At 46.7% G+C, this 21,442-nt stretch carries 20 protein-coding genes; 15 read left to right on the forward strand and 5 right to left on the reverse strand.

What is annotated here, in order from left to right; genetic code table 11:
- Positions 1-44: 44 nt before the first annotated feature.
- Positions 45-491, forward strand: a complete 447-nt coding sequence (locus IPL44_02630) for an HIT domain-containing protein (protein QQS17180.1) — start codon at positions 45-47, stop codon at positions 489-491.
- A gap of 60 nt (positions 492-551) precedes the next feature.
- Here the strand turns inward: IPL44_02630 and IPL44_02635 are convergent, their stop codons facing one another.
- The 3 genes from IPL44_02635 to IPL44_02645 are packed head-to-tail and all read right to left on the reverse strand — an operon-like array spanning position 552 to position 1,512.
- On the reverse strand, positions 552-956 hold the full coding sequence (locus IPL44_02635; GenBank protein QQS17181.1) for a phage holin family protein: 405 nt from the start codon (positions 954-956) through the stop codon (positions 552-554).
- A gap of 1 nt (position 957) precedes the next feature.
- A complete protein-coding gene (locus IPL44_02640) occupies positions 958-1,182 on the reverse strand; it encodes an SHOCT domain-containing protein (GenBank protein ID QQS17182.1) in 225 nt (74 codons plus the stop codon).
- Positions 1,183-1,185: 3 nt separating this feature from the next.
- Positions 1,186-1,512, reverse strand: a complete 327-nt coding sequence (locus IPL44_02645; protein ID QQS17183.1) for a hypothetical protein — start codon at positions 1,510-1,512, stop codon at positions 1,186-1,188.
- Positions 1,513-1,615: 103 nt separating this feature from the next.
- Between IPL44_02645 and IPL44_02650 the strand changes: the two genes are divergently transcribed.
- Both IPL44_02650 and IPL44_02655 read left to right on the forward strand, forming a co-directional pair.
- Positions 1,616-2,680 carry an AI-2E family transporter gene (locus IPL44_02650; GenBank protein QQS17184.1) on the forward strand — a complete coding sequence of 355 codons (1,065 nt, stop codon included), beginning with the start codon at positions 1,616-1,618 and terminating at the stop codon, positions 2,678-2,680.
- 32 nt (positions 2,681-2,712) lie between these two features.
- Positions 2,713-3,513 (forward strand): A/G-specific adenine glycosylase, encoded by an 801-nt coding sequence (locus IPL44_02655; GenBank protein QQS17185.1) that lies wholly within the window; start codon positions 2,713-2,715, stop codon positions 3,511-3,513.
- Between the two features lie 3 nt (positions 3,514-3,516).
- Here the strand turns inward: IPL44_02655 and IPL44_02660 are convergent, their stop codons facing one another.
- Positions 3,517-4,467, reverse strand: coding sequence for a mechanosensitive ion channel (locus tag IPL44_02660; protein ID QQS17186.1), 951 nt, complete (start codon positions 4,465-4,467; stop codon positions 3,517-3,519).
- Between the two features lie 84 nt (positions 4,468-4,551).
- Here IPL44_02660 and IPL44_02665 point away from each other — a divergent pair, with 84 nt between their 5' ends.
- The 6 genes from IPL44_02665 to IPL44_02690 all read left to right on the forward strand — a co-directional run bounded on the left by IPL44_02665 (position 4,552) and on the right by IPL44_02690 (position 14,875).
- The gene (locus IPL44_02665; protein ID QQS17187.1) at positions 4,552-6,300 is read left to right on the forward strand and encodes an alpha amylase C-terminal domain-containing protein; all 1,749 of its coding nucleotides are present in this window, start codon (positions 4,552-4,554) and stop codon (positions 6,298-6,300) included.
- 5 nt (positions 6,301-6,305) lie between these two features.
- A complete protein-coding gene (locus IPL44_02670; protein ID QQS17188.1) occupies positions 6,306-7,250 on the forward strand; it encodes an FAD-dependent oxidoreductase in 945 nt (314 codons plus the stop codon).
- A 45-nt stretch (positions 7,251-7,295) separates the two neighbouring features.
- Positions 7,296-9,821 (forward strand): cation-transporting P-type ATPase, encoded by a 2,526-nt coding sequence (locus tag IPL44_02675; protein QQS17189.1) that lies wholly within the window; start codon positions 7,296-7,298, stop codon positions 9,819-9,821.
- Between the two features lie 1,104 nt (positions 9,822-10,925).
- A complete protein-coding gene (locus IPL44_02680) occupies positions 10,926-13,175 on the forward strand; it encodes a hypothetical protein (protein ID QQS17190.1) in 2,250 nt (749 codons plus the stop codon).
- Between the two features lie 57 nt (positions 13,176-13,232).
- Positions 13,233-13,781, forward strand: coding sequence for a hypothetical protein (locus IPL44_02685; GenBank protein ID QQS17191.1), 549 nt, complete (start codon positions 13,233-13,235; stop codon positions 13,779-13,781).
- 29 nt (positions 13,782-13,810) lie between these two features.
- Entirely contained in the window at positions 13,811-14,875 is a 1,065-nt protein-coding gene (locus IPL44_02690) for a DNA recombination protein RmuC (protein QQS17192.1), read from the forward strand.
- 64 nt (positions 14,876-14,939) lie between these two features.
- Here IPL44_02690 and IPL44_02695 read toward each other — a convergent pair whose 3' ends face one another.
- Positions 14,940-15,872: an aquaporin gene (locus IPL44_02695; GenBank protein QQS17193.1), complete on the reverse strand. Its 933-nt coding sequence runs from the start codon at positions 15,870-15,872 to the stop codon at positions 14,940-14,942.
- 70 nt (positions 15,873-15,942) lie between these two features.
- Here IPL44_02695 and IPL44_02700 point away from each other — a divergent pair, with 70 nt between their 5' ends.
- From IPL44_02700 to IPL44_02725, 6 genes are read left to right on the forward strand one after another with little or no spacing between them, the layout of a single operon-like run.
- Positions 15,943-16,194, forward strand: coding sequence for a hypothetical protein (locus IPL44_02700; protein ID QQS17194.1), 252 nt, complete (start codon positions 15,943-15,945; stop codon positions 16,192-16,194).
- Positions 16,195-16,227: 33 nt separating this feature from the next.
- A complete protein-coding gene (locus tag IPL44_02705; protein QQS17195.1) occupies positions 16,228-16,827 on the forward strand; it encodes a hypothetical protein in 600 nt (199 codons plus the stop codon).
- Positions 16,828-16,842: 15 nt separating this feature from the next.
- Positions 16,843-17,847 carry a phenylalanine--tRNA ligase subunit alpha gene (pheS, locus tag IPL44_02710; GenBank protein ID QQS17196.1) on the forward strand — a complete coding sequence of 335 codons (1,005 nt, stop codon included), beginning with the start codon at positions 16,843-16,845 and terminating at the stop codon, positions 17,845-17,847.
- Positions 17,844-18,293: an NUDIX domain-containing protein gene (locus IPL44_02715; GenBank protein ID QQS17197.1), complete on the forward strand. Its 450-nt coding sequence runs from the start codon at positions 17,844-17,846 to the stop codon at positions 18,291-18,293. Before pheS ends, IPL44_02715 begins: the two co-directional genes overlap by 4 nt.
- Complete coding sequence (gene pheT, locus IPL44_02720; protein QQS17198.1) at positions 18,290-20,791, forward strand: phenylalanine--tRNA ligase subunit beta; 2,502 nt, start codon at positions 18,290-18,292, stop codon at positions 20,789-20,791. Before IPL44_02715 ends, pheT begins: the two co-directional genes overlap by 4 nt.
- Before the next feature lie 9 nt (positions 20,792-20,800).
- Positions 20,801-21,439 carry an FKBP-type peptidyl-prolyl cis-trans isomerase gene (locus tag IPL44_02725; GenBank protein QQS17199.1) on the forward strand — a complete coding sequence of 213 codons (639 nt, stop codon included), beginning with the start codon at positions 20,801-20,803 and terminating at the stop codon, positions 21,437-21,439.
- Positions 21,440-21,442 lie beyond the last annotated feature (3 nt).

The raw sequence follows: 21,442 nt of genomic DNA on the forward strand, positions 1-21,442 counted from the left end.
TGATGCGATGGTCGTATCATGGAGATAGGGAAGGGGAACGTGCCGTGGTTGCTACACAGGTCCGAACCTTTTTTAGTAAGATCAGAGAGGATGTCGAAAGACTCTCTCTGAAACTCAAGGGGCAGAGGGGCAATTGTCTCTTTTGTCTCGCCAGTGGGAAGATCAGCCGCGACAAGGTCGTGGCTGAGACGCCCTGGGCGTATCTGATTGTCGAGTACAGTCAGACCGTGCCTGGGACGTACATGATCGTCCCGAAGCGGCACAAGGAGAGCATTTTTCGGCTGGGGATTTTCTTCTGGCTGAGCGTTCACTGCCTGCTCCGCAAGATCCCGTGGATGGGGATCGTCGACTGGAACCTCTCGATGAATTTCGGTCGAGACGCCGGTCAGACGGTACCGCACATCCACATGTGGGTCATTCCCCGAGAGGGGAAGTTCGCCGGCAAGGGCATGGCGTATCACGTCGCTCAAGCCGCCACGAACGGCAACTAGCCATCCATCCATCAGGCATTGGCCTCGTCCGGTTCTACCGGGGCGAGGCCTTTGTCACGCCTAGGACTTGTTTGATCGATTGTCTTTTGCTGTTCCCATAGCCTTTTTGAACAGCACCATTGGCAGCACTATGCCGGCAACGACTGTCACTAACCAGATGATTAGCGGTGCGATGATCCAGGTAGTAATACCATTAACGCGTAGTCCATCGGTTAGCCACGTTGTTAGTAATAATACGACAAAGGTTGTGACGAGCGCGATGCCGCCACGAAACGCTGGAGCGTGTTTGACCGCTAGCTTCAGAATAAATGGTGCTAGTACTATCTGTGCTACAGTAAAGAATACGATACTGATAGTAAAACCTAGACCGTCAATACGAAAGTCCGACAATAGCATTGCTGCGACTAACAGTCCAATAGCATTACCGATCAGTGTCAGAGCAGATTGAGCGAGAAAGCGAATCATATTATAACCCCAACAACTGTTTCTTTTTAGCGGCGAATTCTTCTTCGGTCAGGATGCCTTGGTCGCGCAGTTCAGCTAATTGTTTGAGCTGTTCGATACTATCACCGGTCGAAGCTGGCTGTGTCGGCTCTGGTGCAGCTGCAGTATTTTGCTTTTTCGCCCGTGACGAAGCGATTGCAGCACCCATCACCATACCTCGACGACGTGCACTTCTGCGTCCTAACATGAACTATTCCTCTTCCGTTTTCAATACGATACCACCCGACATGCTAACGAGTGCATTGATGAGGAAACCCTGGATCCATCCAAGCACCCAACCGACGGCAAAATAGATGATTGGGACACCAACGATAGCAATGAAACCGCTAGCTAGCCCGAGGGTCAAGCCGCGTAACACGCTATCGGTCTCCTGGGCCCAGTGGACAGTACTACTAATTGAAAATAGGATTGCTGCAACCAAACCGAACAGCATAGATAGCGTACCCTGCACCATAGCTACTGAGCTAGGCTTTATGCCAACTACTCGTACTGTATCTTGTGACTTTTTCGTTACCATAAAACCCTCCTTGTTAGTTACAATATACATTATACATACTATGGTGTTGTTGTGCTATAACTTTCGTATTGAATTTTATTACAATATGCGGTAGTATAACCCAATGAAGAATCAATCAAATCAGAGAGTGCTAGCAGTAGCTTTATTAGTAATTGGTGCAGTTGCCATTTGGTTTGTTTGGCCGCAGATAGCTGCTATCGTGTTAGCTGCATTGATGGCGTATCTGTTCTACCCACTCTACACCAAACTAAAAGGCCGTAAAGGTCGTGGCGGGCTAGCGGCTTTTGGAACGCTAATGATATCTTTTTTGATAGTACTATTGCCAGTAGTGTTTGTGACTGTATCTGCAGTAGGACAATTATCAACGTTTGCCGATCAAGCTGGTAGATCACAATATTGGCAAGACATGCCGGGCTTTGTCGAGAGAGCCATAGAATTAACCAATGGTGTATTAGAACCAATTACCGGCCAAGAGCCCAGTGTTACCGAAGTCGGTATCGTGGATTTTCTGCGCAACTCAATTCCAACTATTGCGCGTGGCAGTGCTCAAATACTCCTAGGTATCGCTACTAGTTTACCTAGTCTCGGTATCGCATTCATAGTGTACATTTATATGTTTATTGCATTCTTAACCTATGGTTCGAAGTTGATAGCAAAAATCAAAGCCGTCAGTCCATTTAGTCGATCGGCGACTGAGCATTATCTGGAAAAGATTGGTCTAATGACTAATGCTATGGTCAAAGGACAGCTGATTCTGTCAATGATCACGGCTATCTTTTCAGCTATCTTGCTGATATTCCTGGGCTACGGACACTTATTCTTTATATTATTTGTATTGTTTACTATATTGAATTTTATTCCACTCGGTTCGGGTATCGTCCTAGTGCCGATGGCGATATTATCTATGGTTAGCGGTCAGTTCTGGGCGGGATTGATTGTGATCATCCTATTCTACGCGTTTGGTAATCTCGAACCACTGTGGCGATCGAAACTAATTCCAAAGAAGATCCAATTGCCAGTTGCACTCATGATGCTCGCAACGTTCTGTGGCATTGCCTATTTTGGAATCCTCGGTATCGTGTACGGACCGGTCATTATGATCTTGATCATTACTACTGTCAATTTATATATCGACGCAAAGCCACGATCGACGGCTAATGCTAGCTAATAGTACTACTGCAGACGGTATAATAGATAAGAATGGAATTAGCCGATTTTCAACATTTGCTACGTCAGCGCGGTGATGAGTTATATCGCGACATGCCGTGGCGCCGTGATACGAGAGCGTATTATGTGCTCGTAAGTGAATTGATGTTGCAACAAACTCAGGTAGCGCGAGTAGAACCAAAGTTCCAGGAATTTATCGCTCGTTTTCCTGACGAATCGACTTTGGCGAGTGCCAGTTTGGCCGAAGTACTCGCGTTATGGCAGGGCCTCGGCTATAACCGCCGGGCAAAATTCCTACACGCGGCGGCATCAATGGTCATGCGTGAATTTGATGGGACTATCCCTGATAGTGAATCTGAGTTGCGTCGTTTGCCAGGTGTTGGCGTTAATACAGCGGGGGCGATCTTGGCCTATGCTTTTAATCAGCCGACATTATTTATTGAAACAAATATTCGTACGGTATATATCCATCATTTTTTCAATGATGCTGACTCGGTCAGTGATCGACAGATTCACGAGCTACTATCTGAGACTATTGATCGTAGCGATCCGCGACGTTTTTACCAAAATTTGATGGATTATGGAACGTGGTTGAAAGGCCAAGGCATTCGAAACACTGCAAAGAGTCAGCACTACAAAAAACAGTCATCATTGCGGGGAAGTGTACGAGAATTACGCGGTGAAATGATCAGGGCGTTGCTCGCGGATACGTCTTCGATGGTAGAGTTCGAGAAAACGTTCGGTGCTGATAGCCGTTACCGGGCGGCATTAGATGGCTTACTCCGCGATGGGTTAGTGGAGCGAGACGAGAGCCGTATTTGGTTAACTCGGTAGACGCTATTTTTCCTGCTTGACACGAACAGCACGGTTGAAACGTTTATCGGCGGCGTCATCAGCATTTCGTGACATTGGCGGTAGTACTAGTAGACGATCTTGACCAGTTTTACCGTCATCAATGTCGATGAGGGCTTCGACAAAGAACTTCTCGATTAACCATTCGCGACCTGGTGTTGTTTGTCCAATGACAGTAATACGCCAGCGATCTTCACCCCATTGCTCGGTCTTGGTGATACGCAATGGGCGAGCTAGCATGGTTTTGCCGCGTGGTATGGCAGAAATAATTTTCTGTATTGCCTCAGTGCCGCGGACTTTGTCTCTCACGAATACGTCGACTGCGATAGTACGAACGCCTCGGGGTGTAACGTGGACACCGGTAATATTCTGGTTATGAATCACGATAACTTCGCCATTAAGAGCGCGTATTCTGGTAGAACGCAGAGTGAATCGTTCAACAACGCCTTCGACATTCCCATATGGTTCGACTTTGACAAAATCACCGATCCGATACCAGTTTTCCGCTATCATAACGGCGCCGGCGGTTAAATCTCGCAAGATAATGCCGACAGTTTGACCAGCAATGAGGGCAAAAAACGTTCCAGCACCAATGGCTGCTACGCTATTCATGGCGCTGCTGGCGGAGAACGGGTTGACGATGATCCAGGCAATGTAACCGACCGCTATGACGACTGCGGCTCGAACAGTAGCCACCGTGATACTGAGATAAGTCTCGGTTTGTCGCAGTCTCATAACGCGAGTCTCGTTGGATTCTATATCGCTACGGGTGGAGATGATCTGAGCAATCCGAATGATAGCCTGAGCTAAAAAGCGGCTGAGCCAATAGCCAATGATCATGGCTAAACAAATCACTAAAATATCACGTACCGCGTTGGGCGTGACAAGCCATTCTTTGGCGTCATTGAGGATCTCCGTTCCGCTGATTTGAGCCATTAATAATACATTATACCATATTATTTAATTATATGCTAGCATAATCGCAACAATATTGAACTGATTATGCTAAAATATAGATAGATGAGTAAGTTAGGGGTGGAACTGCACGATGAATTTGCCTATTTTCGACTATGGGCGCCATTTGCGCGCTCGGTAGCGATCCAGGGTGAGTTTTCTGATTGGGCTGAGATTCCTCTGACAAAATCCGATCAGTTCGAAGAAGATGGCACTTGGGTGACAAGAGTAGCAGATGTCAAGCCCGGGCAGTCTTATAACTATCTAGTGACAGGATGGCGTGGGCAAAAATTAGTGCGTAATGATCCGCGAGCTAAAGTGTTAACCGATTCCGATAATGGCATGAGTGTGATAGCGGATGAAACATTTGATTGGGGAGATGATAATAAATTTCGGCCGAAGCCGCTTGAGGAGCAGGTGCTATATGAATTGCATGTAGGTACTTTTGCTCGTCCAGATGCAGCGACTGCAGCTACGTTTGCTGATGCTATTACCAAGCTCGATCATCTAAAAAATTTAGGTATTACTACAATAGAGTTGATGCCAATTACTTCAATGATGGCTAGTTTTGGTTGGGGTTATGCGCCGAATGCAGTTTATTCAGTAGAGGGTGCCTATGGCGGTATGTTTGGCCTAAAAAACTTTGTCAAAGAAGCTCATAACCATGGCATCGCAGTCATTTTGGATCTAGTTTACAACCATTTTATAGGCGGCAGTGCGGGACTCTGGCAATTTGATGGTTGGAGCGAGAACAAACGGGGTGGGATTTACTTTTATAACGATGAACGTGGCGATACGCCGTGGGGCGGTCGTCCAGACTATGGTCGGGCAGAGGTGCGAGATTTTATCCTAGATAACGTGGCAATGTGGCTCAATGACTATCATATTGACGGCATGCGGCTCGATAGCACTATTTATATGCGCAATGTTAATGGTAGAAATAATGATCCGGCCGGTGATATTGCAGACGCGTGGCAGTTGCTAGGTGACATTACTGATTTAGCGCACAAGATTAAGCCTTCGGCTCTCATGATAGCGGAAGACTGTGCGGGTAATGATTGGATTACAAAGCTACGAGCCGATGGCGGCTGTGGATTCGATACGCAGTGGGATTTGGGGTTGCCGCACGTTATTCGTGGCGCGCTAGACGTAGGCGGAGAGCCTGCGGGTCTCAGTAATCTTAATAGCGTCATGAGCCAGAAATTTAATGGAGACTATCGGCAAAGGATCGTTTTTGCGGACAGTCATGATACCGCTGCTAATGGTGGTGCCAGAATCGCCTCAGTCGGGACTGCCGATCCGCACAATGTCGATGCGAGGAGGATTGCTATTTTGTCATCGGCTATAGCACTGACGACGCCAGGATTGCCGATGCTACTCGCTGGCTCCGAGTTTTTGCAGAGCGGTAATTTTAATGATTGGCAAGCCCTTGATTGGGACAATCTAGAAAAATTTTCTGGTATCGTCACGGCTCATCAACATCTGATAGCATTGCGACGCAATGAATATGGCGATACGACAGGGCTAACGAGTGGTGAGATAGCAGTACTTGGATCGGATGAAAATTTCAAAATTCTCACATACCAACGTGGAGCCAATAAGTATCCAGTTATTGTTGTAGCTAGCTTTAACGGGCACAGAGTGTCGGATTACGCGTTGCCGCTACCCGAGGGCGAGTGGAAAATCCGGTTTAATTCATCATGGAAAGGTTACTCGACTGATTTTGCCGAGCTAAAGGCTGACACGATAACGTCTGGTCAGCCAGTCGATCTACCGCCGTATACTGTACTGATCCTGACCCAGGCTGTACAATAGCTACTATGACAAAAGAGGTTCACGATTTAGTGATTATTGGTGCTGGACCAAGCGCACTAACTGCTGCAATGTATGCTGCCTGCGAGAATATTGAAACGATCTTAATTGAAAAAGGACCTGTCGGCGGAATTATGGCGAGCGTAAGTCGAATCGATAATTATCCTGGGTTTTCAAATGGTATTAGCGGCAAATTTCTAACAGAAGCCTTTAAATCCCAAGCTGAAAAATTCGGCGCTATAATCCGCATGGGCGAAGTGCAAAAGATCGAGAAGGCTGGCGAGTTTACTATAATTACAACCGATAACTACACTCTAAGGGCTAGAGCTGTATTAGTAGCTACCGGTAGCTCGTATGAGAGACTATGTATTCCCGGAGAAGAGGAATTCTATGGAAAAGGCATCCACTATTCAGGGGCCCTAGACGGTGTTGTATATACAGATAAAAGATTAGCCGTGGTGGGCGGTGCTAATTCGGCAGTCCAAGAGGCTATATTTTTAACCAAGTTCGCAGCTCATATCGATCTGGTGGTGCGTAGTCATATTAAAGCTTCCGACGTTTTGAGAAGAGAATTATTTGAGTATATAAATGACGGCAGAATTACTCTTCATGAAAGTTGGATTCCAGATAGAATTATCTCAGTTAACGGTCAAATTACTTCACTAGCTATCCGTGAGGCTAATGGCAATGAGACTAAAACGTTAGAGGTTAATGGAGTTTTTATCTTTGCCGGAATTATCCCCAGTACTGGATTTCTAACTGGATCCGGTATTGAGCTAGATCAAATAGGTTACGTTGTTACCGATCATGGATTGATGACTAATATACCTGGTATTTTTGCTAGTGGCGATGTTCGGAGTGGCTCTACAAAGCAGATCTCTGCGGCTGTTGGTGAAGGCACTACGGCTGCGCTGGCGATTCGTGAATATCTGGGTAGACTACGTAACCGCTAAATGCCCTACTTTCTTAAATTAAAGCATTACTTGTATAATTAAAGGGTGATATTTTACCAAAAGACTGCAGAAGAGACTTTATCATCTCTGAATACAAGTCCCAAAGGGATAACCTCTAACGAAGCGAATAAACGTTTGCTGGCGCATGGTCCGAATCAATTGGAGGTCAAAGGTGAGCCACTATGGAAAAAGCTAGCAGCGCCTTTTTCGTCTCTGATGATGTTAGTGCTAGTTGCAGCTGGTGGCGTTAGCTTGTGGCAACAAGAGTTTGTCGACGCCATTATTATTTTTGCCATTATTATGATTAGTGCAGTAATTGACTGGTTTCAACAGTGGTCAACGGAGAGAATTTTACGTAGTTTGCGACATAGAGAGCACGAAGACGTCGAGGTCTATCGCGATAATATAATTACTAGGGTTAAAACAGAGCATTTAGTCTGCGGTGATATTATAATTCTACAAGAAGGACAAAAGATTCCAGCCGATGCCCGTTTGATCGAGTCGAACAACCTTCATGTAGATGAGTCGATGCTAACAGGGGAGTCTCTGTCAGTAAAAAAGACTACAAAGCAGTTAAAGGGCGATAGGGAAGTCTATAATCAGCTGAACATGTTATTTAGCGGCTCTTTTGTAGTGACAGGTTCTGGTATTGCTGCTATAACAGCCATTGGTAATGACACCGAGTTCGGTCGCTTGGCCAAACTGGCGAGTAAGATAGATGAAAAATCACCAGTCCAGAAAAAGATTGACGATATCATTAGGAAAGTTATCTTGGCAGTTTTTGTATTAGCTGGTATAACTCTCGTTCTAGAACTGATACGTGGTATCGAACTAGTAGAAGCATTAAGATTCATTTTGGCATTCTCAGTTTCTGCTGTTCCAGAGGGTTTGCCTGTTGCTATTGCGGTTGTACTGGCTCTAGGAATGCGACGGATGGCCGAAGAAAAAGCTTTAGTTCGCAATATGCGTGCTATTGAAAATATCGGTTTAGTGACGACGATCGCTACTGATAAAACTGGCACACTAACTCGTAATGAATTGAGAGTGCAGGATGTTTGGTCGCCCAGATTCAATCCTCAAGCTTTCGCACTACAAACGGCTTTTTCACTCAATATGACCAAAGGCTCAATCAGTGATCCACTCGATAATGCACTATTAATGTACGCTCAGAAATACAAAGTCAACGCACCGCATAACTTAGCGAATGCGGAGTTAGTACAAGTTTTGCCATTTGACTATCGGTATTCTATGAGTGGCAATATATGGCGATTTGAAAAAAAGTTTGAAGTGTACGTTAAAGGAGCTCCTGAAAAGATTATAAATCAATGTAAAATGTCTGCCGCTGAAGAAGTTAATGCTATGGAACAGTTACATTCTTTTGCGGGAAAAGGGTTTCGGGTAATTGCATTCGCACAAATTTCATTATCCGATAAGATAGATAAATTATCAGAGATCCCTGTTAAGAAAATGAAACTAATTGGTTTAATGGCGATTGCCGATGAGTTGCGTCCCGGCGTAGAGGCAGCTATTCGTGAATCTGCTGGGGCTGGTGTACAGGTGCGAATGATAACTGGTGATCACTCTGAAACTGCCTATCACATCGCCAAGAAAATCGGCATAGCTAATGATTCATTGCAAGTTTACGATAGCAGACGTCTTATGAAACTAAATCCATCCGAACTTGCTACCGTAGTTGAGAATACTCGAGTTTATGCGCGGGTTATACCCGAAGCTAAACATTTAATTCTAAATGAGTTGAATAAGACTGATATTACAGCTATGACCGGAGATGGAGTTAATGACGTTCCGGCTTTGTCGCGAGCGCATGTAGGTATATCTATGGGATCAGGTGCGGCTATTGCTAAGGACGCTAGCGATATAGTGCTGCTAGATAATAATTTTCGATCGATTGTTACAGCTGTTCACGAAGGGCGTACTATTGTTGCTAACATTAGGCGTATTCTGGTTTACCTATTAGCTACCAATGCAGGTGAAGTGTTGACTACGATTGGAGCTTTATTAATTGGTTTACCCCTACCAGTATTGGCTGTGCAAATACTATGGATTAACTTAGTGACAGATACCTTTATGGTGATTCCACTAGGTCTAGAACCTGGTAATAAAAATGATATGAAACATCCGCCCGCGAAAGCCAATGCGCCAATCTTATCTAACTATCTGATTAGTCGTATAGTATTAGCTGCATTAGGTATGTCAATAATATCCTTAACTGTATTTGTTATATTTCTAAGTACGCACGGTGAAGCTGAAGCTCGTTCAGCCACATTCTTAGTTTTAGTTGTTATTCAGTGGATTAATGCTATAGCTATGCGTGGAGAGGCGCCGGTTTATCGTCTTTTGCGAATCAAGAACAGGGCTTTTACGTTTGCACTGATAGCGGCCATAATAGTCCAGGTAGTTGTTATGTTAACTCCATTTAGCTCTATTCTACACCTTAATACTATACACGCTGATTCTTGGCTAGCTTGTTTAATAGCAGCTGTAGTAATGCTAGCAATTATCGAAATTCATAAATACATAGGTCGTCGAAACCATCAAAATATAAGCTAGTGAGTAGGTTTATAGATATTTTATTTTAGTGACGATTTAATATTTGTACAAAACTTGACTTTCTTTTTTCTAACCTGTACACTATCTATAAGCTTAAACATGTCACCTAGGAGGAGTGTGAACCAACTATGGTTATAAAACTACCGCAAACAAGCAAAAGTACCCATAGAGGAGAAGTAGTACTACTATGACTCGTCTCCCAACACCAGGTTCCGACGAAGGCCAATGGGGTCAAATCCTCAATGACTACCTGTCTGCCGCCCATAAAACTGATGGTAGTCTCAAAGATAACGTAGTAACCTCTAATAACCTAGCTCCTGGCTCAGTTAGCTCAGCTAACATAGCTACCGGAGCTGTTACCGCTGCTAGTCTAGCTACCAATGCCGTCTCTGCCGATACTATCCAACCAGCTACCATTACTGAAGACTTACTAGATCCTGCAGTTGCCACTAAACCAAACTCTATTGCAGGCGCTACTGGCGCTACCGGCCCTCAAGGACCAACTGGGTCTCCGGCGCCACTGGCGCTACTGGTCTACAAGGCGTCCAAGGCTCAACTGGTTCAACTGGTCTTCAGGGCGCAACCGGCCCAGGTACGCCAGGTGCCAGGGGCGAGGTCAACGGGCCCTACAGGCATGGGAACACCGGGGTATTGGTGCGACGGCGCAGGTTCAATTGGTGCTACCGGTGCTCAAGGTACCCGGGCGGCAGGTGCACAGGTCCTCCGGGGCCAGGGGCAACCGGAACTACAGGGCAACCGGTGCCCAAGGTTGACTGGGCAACGGTTCCCTGGACCGGGGGGGGCCCGGGGCCCGGCCCCGGCCGGGGGGCCCGACGGCCGCCCGGCCCGGGGGGCGCGAGGGGGCGGCGGGGCGGGGGGGCCGGATTACAGCGGCATTGGATTCTAAAGGCGCAACCTCACATACTCATACTGCCGGATCGCAAATCAGTGACTCCTCAGTTGTCGGACGAGCCGTTTTGACCGCTCCTGATACAGCCACTGCTCAATCGGCACTTGCCGCAACAGGCCAGTACAGGTCGTTGATTCGTTCGCCGAGGTAACTACTCCAGTTTATGGCACATTATATGTAGTGAGGTCATAATAATGGCGGTCACATTTGGCGGTTATCGCTATGGTGCTACAGGCAGTAATGTCTCTACGGTCAATATAAATCCAAACCTCGGAGGTGGTGGATCAGGAGGCGCCGCTTGTAATGTGGGAGACTGGATGATATTAGTCATGATAGGTGGATCTGGCATGGGTGATACGAACGTACCTGGCGACCTATCGGGATGGACGATAGTAAGATCTTTTGGCTATTCGACGGGCGCGGGGGCTTTTGAAACTGGTGTATGGATGAAAAAGCGTGAAGCCGGTGAGACTAGCTATGACTGGCCGCTAGATGGTACTGGTATTCAAACTAGTTGGCACATGGTATGGTATAGGGGCGCTGCAGATGCATTTAGTGGAGTATTTTGGGATCGTAATGGTCATGGCACGAGCACTACGAATGTTGCGCCTAGCGTGACCACAACAGTCGATAATAGTGTCGTAGTTTCAATATCTACCGAGAGAACACTTGCCGCAGAGACAGATAGTCAGATCATAGTCGATAATGGCATGACCAAGCAATATCACGGAGCGTATCCCGCGGGCGACGATCGAAATATAAATATTGCCGACAAGACAATAGCTACGGCAGGTGTATCGAATAATACAACCTGGACATATCCAAATACTCAGACTAATAATGGTATAGCAGGACATATTTGGTTTACGCCCGAAGCAGTAGGTGGGAACAGTGATGCACCACAAATCGTTGGAGCTGTCTCTACAGCCTATGCTTCGGGAGGCGGATCGCTAACATTAAATGTTCCTAGTGGATATCAAACTGGCGATTTATTAATAGCTGCACTACGTTCGCAGAGTCCAACAGCTACAGAAGACTGGGCGAACGCAAGCTTTACTAGGATTGGAACAGCGTTTGTAGCAAGTTCGTCTGGCTATAGGTTAAATGGTTTTTATATTCATCAGGTGATAGGCACAGAGCCATCATCGTATACGTTTACTACAGCGACTGGTGCTCGTTTAGTCGGAGCTATGTTCCTGGTTCGTGGCGGGGATTCGGACGCGATATCTTTTTATGATGGATATGGCTTATCTATTACTGGTGGGCGTGGTATTCCTTCGTACCTGGCGCACGATCCGTCGCTGGTTATAGAATTTGGAGGCAGTGAGTTTTCGGCTGGAAATAATCATGTACCTACCAAGTATCCGGATAATTTCTCTACACTAGCTGAAGTAGTAACCGGTGGCGACTATACTACAAGTTCTAGAACATATATGTATGTCGGTAGTCGTGAATTAATTGGTTCAACAAACACTGTTGGTCGTACAGAAACGGATATAACTTGGGCTGTTGTGGCAGGAGCCGCAGCGTTGTCAATCGCCATCGGAGCAGCTGGCTCTGAGACTCCGACACCTCCAGATTTTACGGCAAAGATCGGTGATACGGGCAATATTCTGACTGATGTAAAAGTACGAGTAGGTGATACAGGTGGTGTTTTGTCGCAGGTTAGTGATATGAGGGCTATGGTGGCGCGCTATCACAATGTTTCTGAGATGTTAGCCCAAGACGAAATTTACTGGGCACATCGCGGTGGTAGCCGTGATTTTCCAGAGATGTCGTCGTTTGCCTATGGTCAGTCGGCTCTACTCGGGTATGGCTGTCTCGAGCTGTCGCTCGCGAGGACGTCTGACGGTGTTTGGTTTGGGTTGCATGACCAAGATATCAATCGCACGAGCGGTACTACTGGGCTAGGTGCAGCATCGACGATGACATGGTCACAGGTCCAAGGCTATCAGATTTTAGGAAGTATGGCTACGAATAACCCATCACAGCCTAGTCGACCGTATGCCAGATTACAGGATATTCTGGAGGCTTATTCTGAGCATTTATTTGTAGTTGATGTGAAATATGCTAATACGTATCGCGAAGAACTGCTCAATATCCTCGATTCATATGGTGGCAAAGAGCGATTTGTCGGCAAAGCGTATGGCCCGGGTACTAATTCCTTTGCCACGTCTTGTGCTAACCGTGGTTATGAGCGATGGGGTTACTTTTACGCTAGCGACTTGCCATCTCTAACGGCGCCATCAGTTAACCAATGGACCTTGATCGGTATGGATTATACAGCTTCACAATCGGATTGGGATACGCTGGCGGCATATAGGACGAATGGTCAACGAATGATGGGGCATATTTGCCCGAACTCTGCCGCCGTGGCGACGGCTAGATCATACGGCGCGACAGGCTTTATGGTGTCTGGCGTAAAAGACGTGCGACCAACCTAGGGACGAATATACGGCGTATTTGCGCAAACCTCTAACATATGATAGAATAATATCATTATGAGTCAGACTATGGTGTCATCTAGTGGTACTTCTGAGCCAGATGAATGGAAAGATTTTGATTTTTCGACGGTAAAAGTCGAGAAGCCACGCGCTACTAGAGTGTTGCCGCGTCGCGAGGCGATTAGGCTAGCTATTATTGGGCTAGCTGGCGGAGCGCTAGTATGGATCCTCCGACTGATCCTAGAATCATGGGTCTTGTCGCCGCTATTTTGTCGTACGCCAGATACAGCCAGTATTTGCGCTAATGCCGGGTCAACCGCATTTGTCATGAGTCTGATTATTGTCGGGTCAGTCGCCGTATCACTACTCGTATCTGCTCGAGTATTTCGACCAGTTTTAGTAACTCTTGCGACCTTTGTGAGCCTCGGCGCTCTGTGGTTTATCCTCGATAGCCGCTCGGCAATCTTGGCGACATTGTTATCAGCAATCTTTGGTGCTTTGCTGTATCTATTTTTCGCACTGGTTGCCGCGGTCAAACGTTATCTCCTAGCGATTATTTTGATGGTTGCCTTGACTATCGCCTTCTGGCTACTCGCTCGAGCTTAAATAGCATTAGTTAGTGTACAATAGAAGGTATGGAATACTTTATTGTTGCTCTATTAGTTATCATTATCATCGCGCTAGTCGGTCTATTTATCTCCGCCAAAAAACCGAGGAAAGAATCGGATCAGACAGACCAGTTTTTGCAGAATGATCTAGCGAATTTGCGGCGCGATATCGGCGCGCTGAGCGATAATCTACGTAAAACGTTTGATGAGCGACTAGATAAAACGCAAGATTCCGTCCATCGCCAATTGAGTGAGAGTTCGAAAATTATTAATGATGTTAGTGCGCGGCTCACTAAGCTCGATGAGACCAACAAACGGGTTGTTGACGTGGCGGACGAGCTAAAAACGTTGCAGAATATCCTCTCAAATCCTAAACAACGCGGTGTTTTCGGTGAATATTATCTAGCCAGCGTCCTAGAAAATATTTTGCCGCCAAACCAATGGCAGGCGCAATACAAATTCAAAGACGGCGAAATTGTGGATGCCGTGATCTTTCTAAACAAAGGTAAAATCTTGCCAGTCGATAGCAAATTCTCACTCGAAAACTACAATCGTTTTATCGAGGCGGCTGACAAGACTGAGCGAGCTGGTCTGCTCAACAAAGTTAAAACCGATCTAAAAGGTCGAATCGACGAGACAGCCAAATACATTCGACCGAGTGAAGGCACGATGGATTTTGCATTTATGTTCATTCCGAGCGAGGCGTTATACTATGATTTATTGATCAATAACGTCGGTCAGGGCGGTAGCTCACGCGATTTGATCGAATATGCGTTTCGCGATAAACGCGTCATTATCACCAGCCCGACGTCGTTCATGGCATATCTCGAAACAGTATTACAAGGTCTACGCAGTTTGCAAATCGAGGAACAGGCCAAGGAGATCCAAGTTCGCGTTGGACAGCTGGGGCAGCATCTACGCAAATACGAGGAATACCTGGGCAAGCTCGGTGGCAGTCTCGGTACGACGGTCAATCATTTTAATAATGCTCACAAAGAGTTCGCCAAGGTCGACAAAGATGTTGTCAAGATCGCCGGCGGTGAGACCTCGGTCGATCCAATGCTAATCGACAAGCCGCGCAGCGACGTCTAATGTACGTTAGCCAAACTAAAAACCGCCTCTTTCGAGGCGATTTTTTGACGAGTGATAAATCGTCTTATGCCTGTTCGGCATCTTTTGCTAGGAAACGATAGGCTGTTACACCTGCTGTCATACCGACAGTTGTGCCTACGATATAGACCAGCACTGGCCACCAGAAAACGCCAGCGTCAGCGCCGAATGGGTTGGCCCAGTGGAAGCCACCGATAGCACCAGCTACGGCTGGGTTCAAGATAACAGTTGCACCGCCAATCACTAGACCAGCTAGTAGACCTAAGCCAACGGCTAGACCGGCTTCGATGCGGCTTTTGCTCTTGCCAAAAACTGCGTAACCAACACCGAGACCAAAGACGAGAGCACCCAGGATCTCAGTTAGGAATGCGACCCATTCTTTACCACTGGCCATTTTTGAGACAGTGAAAGTTTCCGGTGCTTTGTTTTCGACACCGACCTGTGCGGCTACGGCCTCTATACCACCGTAGGTCTCAGACCATTTTTCGATACCACCAGCTGTTTCGATAGCGGAGCTAGAAACACCAGCATTCTCGACAGCGGTTTTAACGGCTGCATTGTAGTCCCAGTTGGCACTGGAAACACCAGCTAAGATCGCGAGAGCTAGGATCGCGCCTAGGACTTGCGATACGACATAGGTGAGAGCTTTGAGTCCACCGATTTTTCGGTTAACATATTGCGCAATCGTGATAGCTGGGTTCAAATGTGCGCCGCTAATTGCGCCAAAGACAACTACCAAGATAGCCAAGATCAGCGAGATACCGACAACACCAAAATTGGCGTTAGCGGCTAGGCTGATAACAGCTCCAGCTAGTACGAACGTACCGAGCAGCTCAGCAATCAAAGCACCAGGTTTGATTGTAGTAGTGCTTGCTTCGCTAGATTTTTTTGCAGTAACTTTTGTTACCGCCGCTGGTTTTGCAGCAACGGACTTTTTTGTCGAAGTAGGTTTCTTCGACGAGGCTTTTTTTGTAGCCATTAACCCTCCTTACATAAGTTTACAAAAAACATTGTATCACAGGAAAACAAAAAAGTGCTACAATATTCTTATGGCAATCATATTGAATGGTCAAGATCTAGAGCAGCAATCTGATCTCCAAAAACGTGTTACCGCGGAACTGCGCGAAAAGCAGATGAAAAATCAGCTAGTCGGCGGCGATGTCAAGGCGCCAACGTACGATAGTGACGACAGTGCATATATGAAAGATCTGAAACCAACTACGAGTTTGGCCTGGGTTTGGGGATTAATCGGCGTCGCCGTATTCGGTATTATAATTGCGATTATGGTGATGACGAGTTAGATTTTAATGTTATACAAGAAGGGCAGGTATCAATTGGCATTTAAAATAAATCGTAAAGCTAAAATTGGCATTATTAGCCTGGCTGTAATCGGGCTCCTAGTCGCGGGTGTCATCTGTTTGATGTTTATGGCAAAGAGCGCCGTCAATACTTTTCGTGCGGACGCCGCGAACCAGGTCAATGATGTGATCAAGGGTAAAGACGCTGGTGCTACGGTGGAGCTTGGCTCGGTCTGGCTAGGCGGCTTGCTCAGTAGCGATTATAAAAAAGTCGATTCATTGCAGGGTGAGTATCAAAAAATATTTGTCGCCCTTAAAAACTATGTCATGGTGCTAGATATACATAACCAACTAGTCGGTGAATATAATGATGGTCTAAAAGGTAAAAATATCGTAAATGGCGATTTGCTAACCTTGGTCAAAAAATATAGAGACCTCATTGCCAGCAAGTTCCCTGATGAAACCGATAGCATAGCGGCTGCTGATAGCCTGAGTGAGAGCCTTCTCGCGGCCAGTGATTTTGACTCTATTGCTAGCCCTATGGCCGCGGTCATTTCCGGTAATGGTACTTGGCTCAACGAGGTTCGTGATGACCTAAATAATCAGATAGCTGCCTTTCAGAAAAAGATAAATTAATGGTATAATCGATCTATGAATATTGATGAGGTTAGGGCTAGTTTATTAGAGCGCGCTAGGGAGCGAGATAATCCGCGCGAGCTATTAAAAGATAGTCAGCTAAAAGCCCTCTATGCCGAGATTCCTAAACTACCAAACGAACAGCGTGGTGAGTTTGGACGACAGATCAACGAGCTAAAACAAGCTTTAGAGGCGGCAATTATCGAGCGTGAAAACGCCGCCCTAGACCAGACAGTTGAACCAATTGACGTCACGGCACCGTTTGATATTAATGGTACAAAACCGCAATTATTACCGACGGAAAACGGCACCGTTCATCCGCTGTCGCGCGAAATCTCGAATGTCATTGATATCTTTACCCGCATGGGATTTGAGGCGGTTGAGTCGCGCCAGATCGATGATGATTTTCATATGTTTACGAGCCTCAATTTTCCACCCGGACATCCGGCGCGCGATGGCTACGATACATTTCGTACCGAAGAGGGCTTTATTCCGCCGGCGCATACTTCGACCATGCAGAATCGCATTTTACGGGCTGGCCGCGACAAACTAGAGAGTGGCGGTCAAATCGCCGCGATTAGCTACGGCCGAGTGTTTCGCAACGAGGATGTCGATGCGACGCACGAGCATACGTTTCATCAATGCGAAGGTGTGTTTGTGTCGTCTACAGCTAGTTTGAGCCAGATGCTCGGGACGTTGCAGGCGTTCTTTGAGGCTTATTATGGTCAAAAGCTCAAAACCAAAACGCAGCCCGGCTATTTTCCATTCACCGAGCCGAGTTTGGAATTTGCAATTGAAAAACCAGCTAGTTTAGGCGGCAGCGGCAAAGAGTGGCTCGAGATGCTGGGTTGCGGTATGATTCACCCGAATGTTTTGCGTGCGGCCGATATCGATCCAGATAACTATCGTGGCTTTGCCTGGGGCGGCGGTCTGGAACGTTTAGTTATGTTGAAATATGGCATCGAGGACCTACGTCATTTTGAATCTGGTAAACTAGCTTTCCTGCGGGAGTTCAAATGACGACAGAGAGATTCCGATTAAAGAGCGCTGTTTATTTGATTCCTATGAAAGGAAATCAGATTTTGTTGTCTCTGCGACAAAATACCGGTTGGATGGATGGAAATTACAGTCTAGTATCTGGTCATGTTGATGGCAACGAAACGGTTGAGGAAGCTCTTTGTCGTGAGGCCAAGGAAGAGGCGGCGATCGATATAGAACCAAAAGATCTCAATTTTGCGCATGTCATGCATAGGTTGAAAGATGACAAAGGCGATGAATATATCGACTTCTTCTTTACGTGCAACGATTGGCGTGGTGAGTTCGTCAATGCTGAACCGGAAAAATGTGGCGGGCTAGAGTGGTTCGATATCGATAAGCTGCCGGATAATATACCTGATTATGTAAAATACGTCATTGATAATCTCGACAGTAACAATCATTTTTCTGTGCAAAGGAGCAAATCGTGATAGTTTCAGTAAATTGGTTAAAAAAATATGTCGCCATCAATCGTCCGATTGATGAACTAGCGGAATTGATCGGCGCGAGATTAGTTGAAATCGAAGAGGTGATTGATCTCGGCACTAAATACCAAGACGTTCTCGTAGCAAAAGTAATCGAAGCTGGACCGGTGCCCGATTCTGATCATTTAAATCTCTGCAAAATCGACGATGGCGGCGTGCGAAAAGATGTTGAGCGCGATGAAAATGGTTTGATCCAGGTGGTTTGCGGCGCGCCAAATGTGCGAGTTGGATTATTAGTGGCGTGGCTACCACCGAATACGGTAGTGCCGGAAACCTATGGCACGGCTGAACCGTTCGTATTGGGTGCGAGAAAACTACGTGGCTTCATGAGTAACGGCATGATTGCCTCGGCGCGTGAGCTGGCTTTATGGGACGAGCACGACGGCATTCTGGAAATTGATCGAGCAGCTGAGTCGGGCGATTCATTTGCCGAGCTTTACGAACTGAACGACTATTTGCTTGATATCGAAAATAAATCACTGACCCATCGCCCGGATTGTTTTGGCTTGATCGGTTTAGCGCGTGAGATTGCTGCGATCCAAGGTGAAAAGTTTACCTCGCCGGATTGGTTAATAACGCTTGATCCCAAATTCTCAAAAACGGCCGGTCTACAACAGCCTACGGTGACTATTGCCGATCCAAAGATCTGCGCTCGTTATCAAGGAGTAGTTTTGGCCGATGTTGATAGTTCGGCGCGGAGCGATATATTGACCAGCAGCTATTTGGCGCGTAGTGGTATGCGCCCGATCAGCGCGGCTGTCGATATTACGAATTGGTTGATGCTGGTGACGGGTCAGCCGCTCCACGCTTTTGACTATGATAAATTATTGCAGGTGAGCGGTAGTGATCACCCGGAAATCGTGGTGCGATCGGGTCGCAATAACGAAAAGATGACATTGCTCGATGGCCGTGAGATTGAGCTGGACCCAGAAGACATTGTGATTACAGCTGGTGAAAAAAACCAAAAACCAGTCGCCCTGGCTGGTGCAATGGGCGGTAGCGAAACTGAGATCGACGATTCTACTAAAAATATTTTTCTAGAGAGCGCAACTTTTAACTTATACAATTTGCGAGGTACCCAGTTCCGCCACGGTATTTTTAGCGAAGCCATCACGCGTTTCACCAAAGGTCAACCAGCTGCGCTAACCGCGCCCGTCTTGGCGGAGGCGGCCCAGATGTTTGCGGATCAAACGGGTGCAGCAGTGGCGAGCGACGTTGCAGATGCTTATCCCGCTCCGACAGAACCAGTTCGGTTGACGATATCTGAATCGCAGATCGCCAGCGTCTTGACGGGTACAGATTATGAGCAATCAACCATTACATCTACGTTAAACAATCTAGAATACGTCAATGTCATGGTGGATCACAGACAGGTTAGTGCGACCGCTCCATGGTGGCGCACGGATATACACATCAAAGAGGACGTGATCGAGGACCTCGGCCGCGTCAATGGTTACGACACTATTGAGCCAACCCTGCCGTCACGAGATTTTACTGCTACGGCGCCGAGTAAATTTGATTTATTCCGCGATAATGTGCGCAGCAGTTTAGCTCGAGCTGGAGGCAATGAAGTCCTGACCTATAGTTTCGTACCAGCCGCCCTAATCGAAAAAGTCGGTAGCGATCCTACGAACGCCTATCGCATCACTAACGCTATCAGTCCCGAACTGCAACATTATCGCCTGAATATATTCCCCGGGCTTCTCGACAAAGCAACTGCTAATTTCCGGGCCGGCTACGATGATTTCTTGTTATTTGAGCTCGGTAAAACTCATGCCAAAGACCGTATGGACGAGGCGGAACCAGAAGTCCCGGCCGAAATCCACATGCTATCTGCGGTACTCGTTGCAAAGGATCCGGCAGATAAACATAGCTCGATTTTCTATCAAATGAAAAAAATTGTTGAGTTCGTTATCGGACGTGGTGATCTCTATATTCAACCATTATCGGCTGACGTTAGCGATTACGGAGCAAATGCTTTCGAGCCGAAACGATCCGGTGCGTTAACTATCGCTAACGGTACAATTATCGGCGTCATTGGTGAACTGAAACAATCAGTTCGACGAGCCTTTAAATTGCCAGATCATACCGCAGTGCTCGAGCTGAACATCGACATGCTATTCGAAACGCAGACAGTGGTAAATACATATAAACCGCTGAGCAAATATCCGAGTGTCGAACGTGATTTGACCTTGCAGGTGGCGGCTGACATGACCTATAAACAGGTGATAGACGTGATCACGAATGCTTTTGCGCAAACTGACCTAGCCATAAATGTCGAACCTTTGTCGATGTATCAAGGCGATGACAATACGACCAAGAATATATCGTTCCGCCTGACATTTACTGCCAGCGATAGAACCTTGAGCGGTGACGAGATTGCGACGGTAATGGCAAAATTGACAGATGCAGTAACGAGAGATTTGAACGCGAAAGTAATCTAAAGGAGACGCATGGTGAACAAGAAGTACGACTCAAAAACAACCAACTGGCAGCGGGTTTCGATTTGGATCATAGCTATCGTGATGGGTCTCGGCACTTTGTTGACCTTTTTCGTGATGGTGTTTGCCGGACAGAATTCGGATGTCGATCCTAATACTATTGCTGCCAAAAAACAGCAAGAAGCCTACCAGAAATACCTAGAAAGCGACGAATATAAAGCCTATCTGAAACAGCAAGAAGAAGCCAAAGCTAACCTGCGTGCCCTCGATGGCTACGCCGATAAAGTGACGGCATTTAATGCTAGCGATATCACTGAACTAACAGTCGAAACTCTCGTCGAGGGCACGGGTGCTACTGTCAAAGCAGGCGACACGATATCAGCTAATTACACTGGTTGGTTGCCAGACGGCACTATTTTCGATAGCACAAAATCCGAAGGCAGCGATGCCTCGTCGGTTAGTTTTGAGCTAGCAAAATCGAAAATCATCGATGGCTGGGTAGAGGGCCTAGTTGGTAAACGTGCTGGCGGAGTTTACTACCTATCCATTCCATCGGACTTGGCGTACGGTGAAACTGGTTCTGGCGACACGATTCCAGCTAACACACCACTACGTTTCATCGTTCAGATCGTTAGCATAGTTAATTCGTGATAC

The organism is Candidatus Saccharibacteria bacterium, assembly GCA_016699895.1.
Taxonomy (GTDB): domain Bacteria; phylum Patescibacteriota; class Saccharimonadia; order Saccharimonadales; family Saccharimonadaceae.

Coding starts and splice junctions, on each gene's coding strand:
- IPL44_02635 (QQS17181.1), bottom strand. CDS start 956: ATGATTCGCTTTCTCGCTCAATCTGCTCTGACACTGATCGGTAATGCT.
- IPL44_02640 (QQS17182.1), bottom strand. CDS start 1,182: ATGTTAGGACGCAGAAGTGCACGTCGTCGAGGTATGGTGATGGGTGCT.
- IPL44_02645 (QQS17183.1), bottom strand. CDS start 1,512: ATGGTAACGAAAAAGTCACAAGATACAGTACGAGTAGTTGGCATAAAG.
- IPL44_02650 (QQS17184.1), top strand. CDS start 1,616: ATGAAGAATCAATCAAATCAGAGAGTGCTAGCAGTAGCTTTATTAGTA.
- IPL44_02655 (QQS17185.1), top strand. CDS start 2,713: ATGGAATTAGCCGATTTTCAACATTTGCTACGTCAGCGCGGTGATGAG.
- IPL44_02660 (QQS17186.1), bottom strand. CDS start 4,467: ATGGCTCAAATCAGCGGAACGGAGATCCTCAATGACGCCAAAGAATGG.
- IPL44_02665 (QQS17187.1), top strand. CDS start 4,552: ATGAGTAAGTTAGGGGTGGAACTGCACGATGAATTTGCCTATTTTCGA.
- IPL44_02670 (QQS17188.1), top strand. CDS start 6,306: ATGACAAAAGAGGTTCACGATTTAGTGATTATTGGTGCTGGACCAAGC.
- IPL44_02680 (QQS17190.1), top strand. CDS start 10,926: ATGGCGGTCACATTTGGCGGTTATCGCTATGGTGCTACAGGCAGTAAT.
- IPL44_02685 (QQS17191.1), top strand. CDS start 13,233: ATGAGTCAGACTATGGTGTCATCTAGTGGTACTTCTGAGCCAGATGAA.
- IPL44_02690 (QQS17192.1), top strand. CDS start 13,811: ATGGAATACTTTATTGTTGCTCTATTAGTTATCATTATCATCGCGCTA.
- IPL44_02695 (QQS17193.1), bottom strand. CDS start 15,872: ATGGCTACAAAAAAAGCCTCGTCGAAGAAACCTACTTCGACAAAAAAG.
- IPL44_02700 (QQS17194.1), top strand. CDS start 15,943: ATGGCAATCATATTGAATGGTCAAGATCTAGAGCAGCAATCTGATCTC.
- pheS (QQS17196.1), top strand. CDS start 16,843: ATGAATATTGATGAGGTTAGGGCTAGTTTATTAGAGCGCGCTAGGGAG.
- IPL44_02715 (QQS17197.1), top strand. CDS start 17,844: ATGACGACAGAGAGATTCCGATTAAAGAGCGCTGTTTATTTGATTCCT.
- IPL44_02725 (QQS17199.1), top strand. CDS start 20,801: ATGGTGAACAAGAAGTACGACTCAAAAACAACCAACTGGCAGCGGGTT.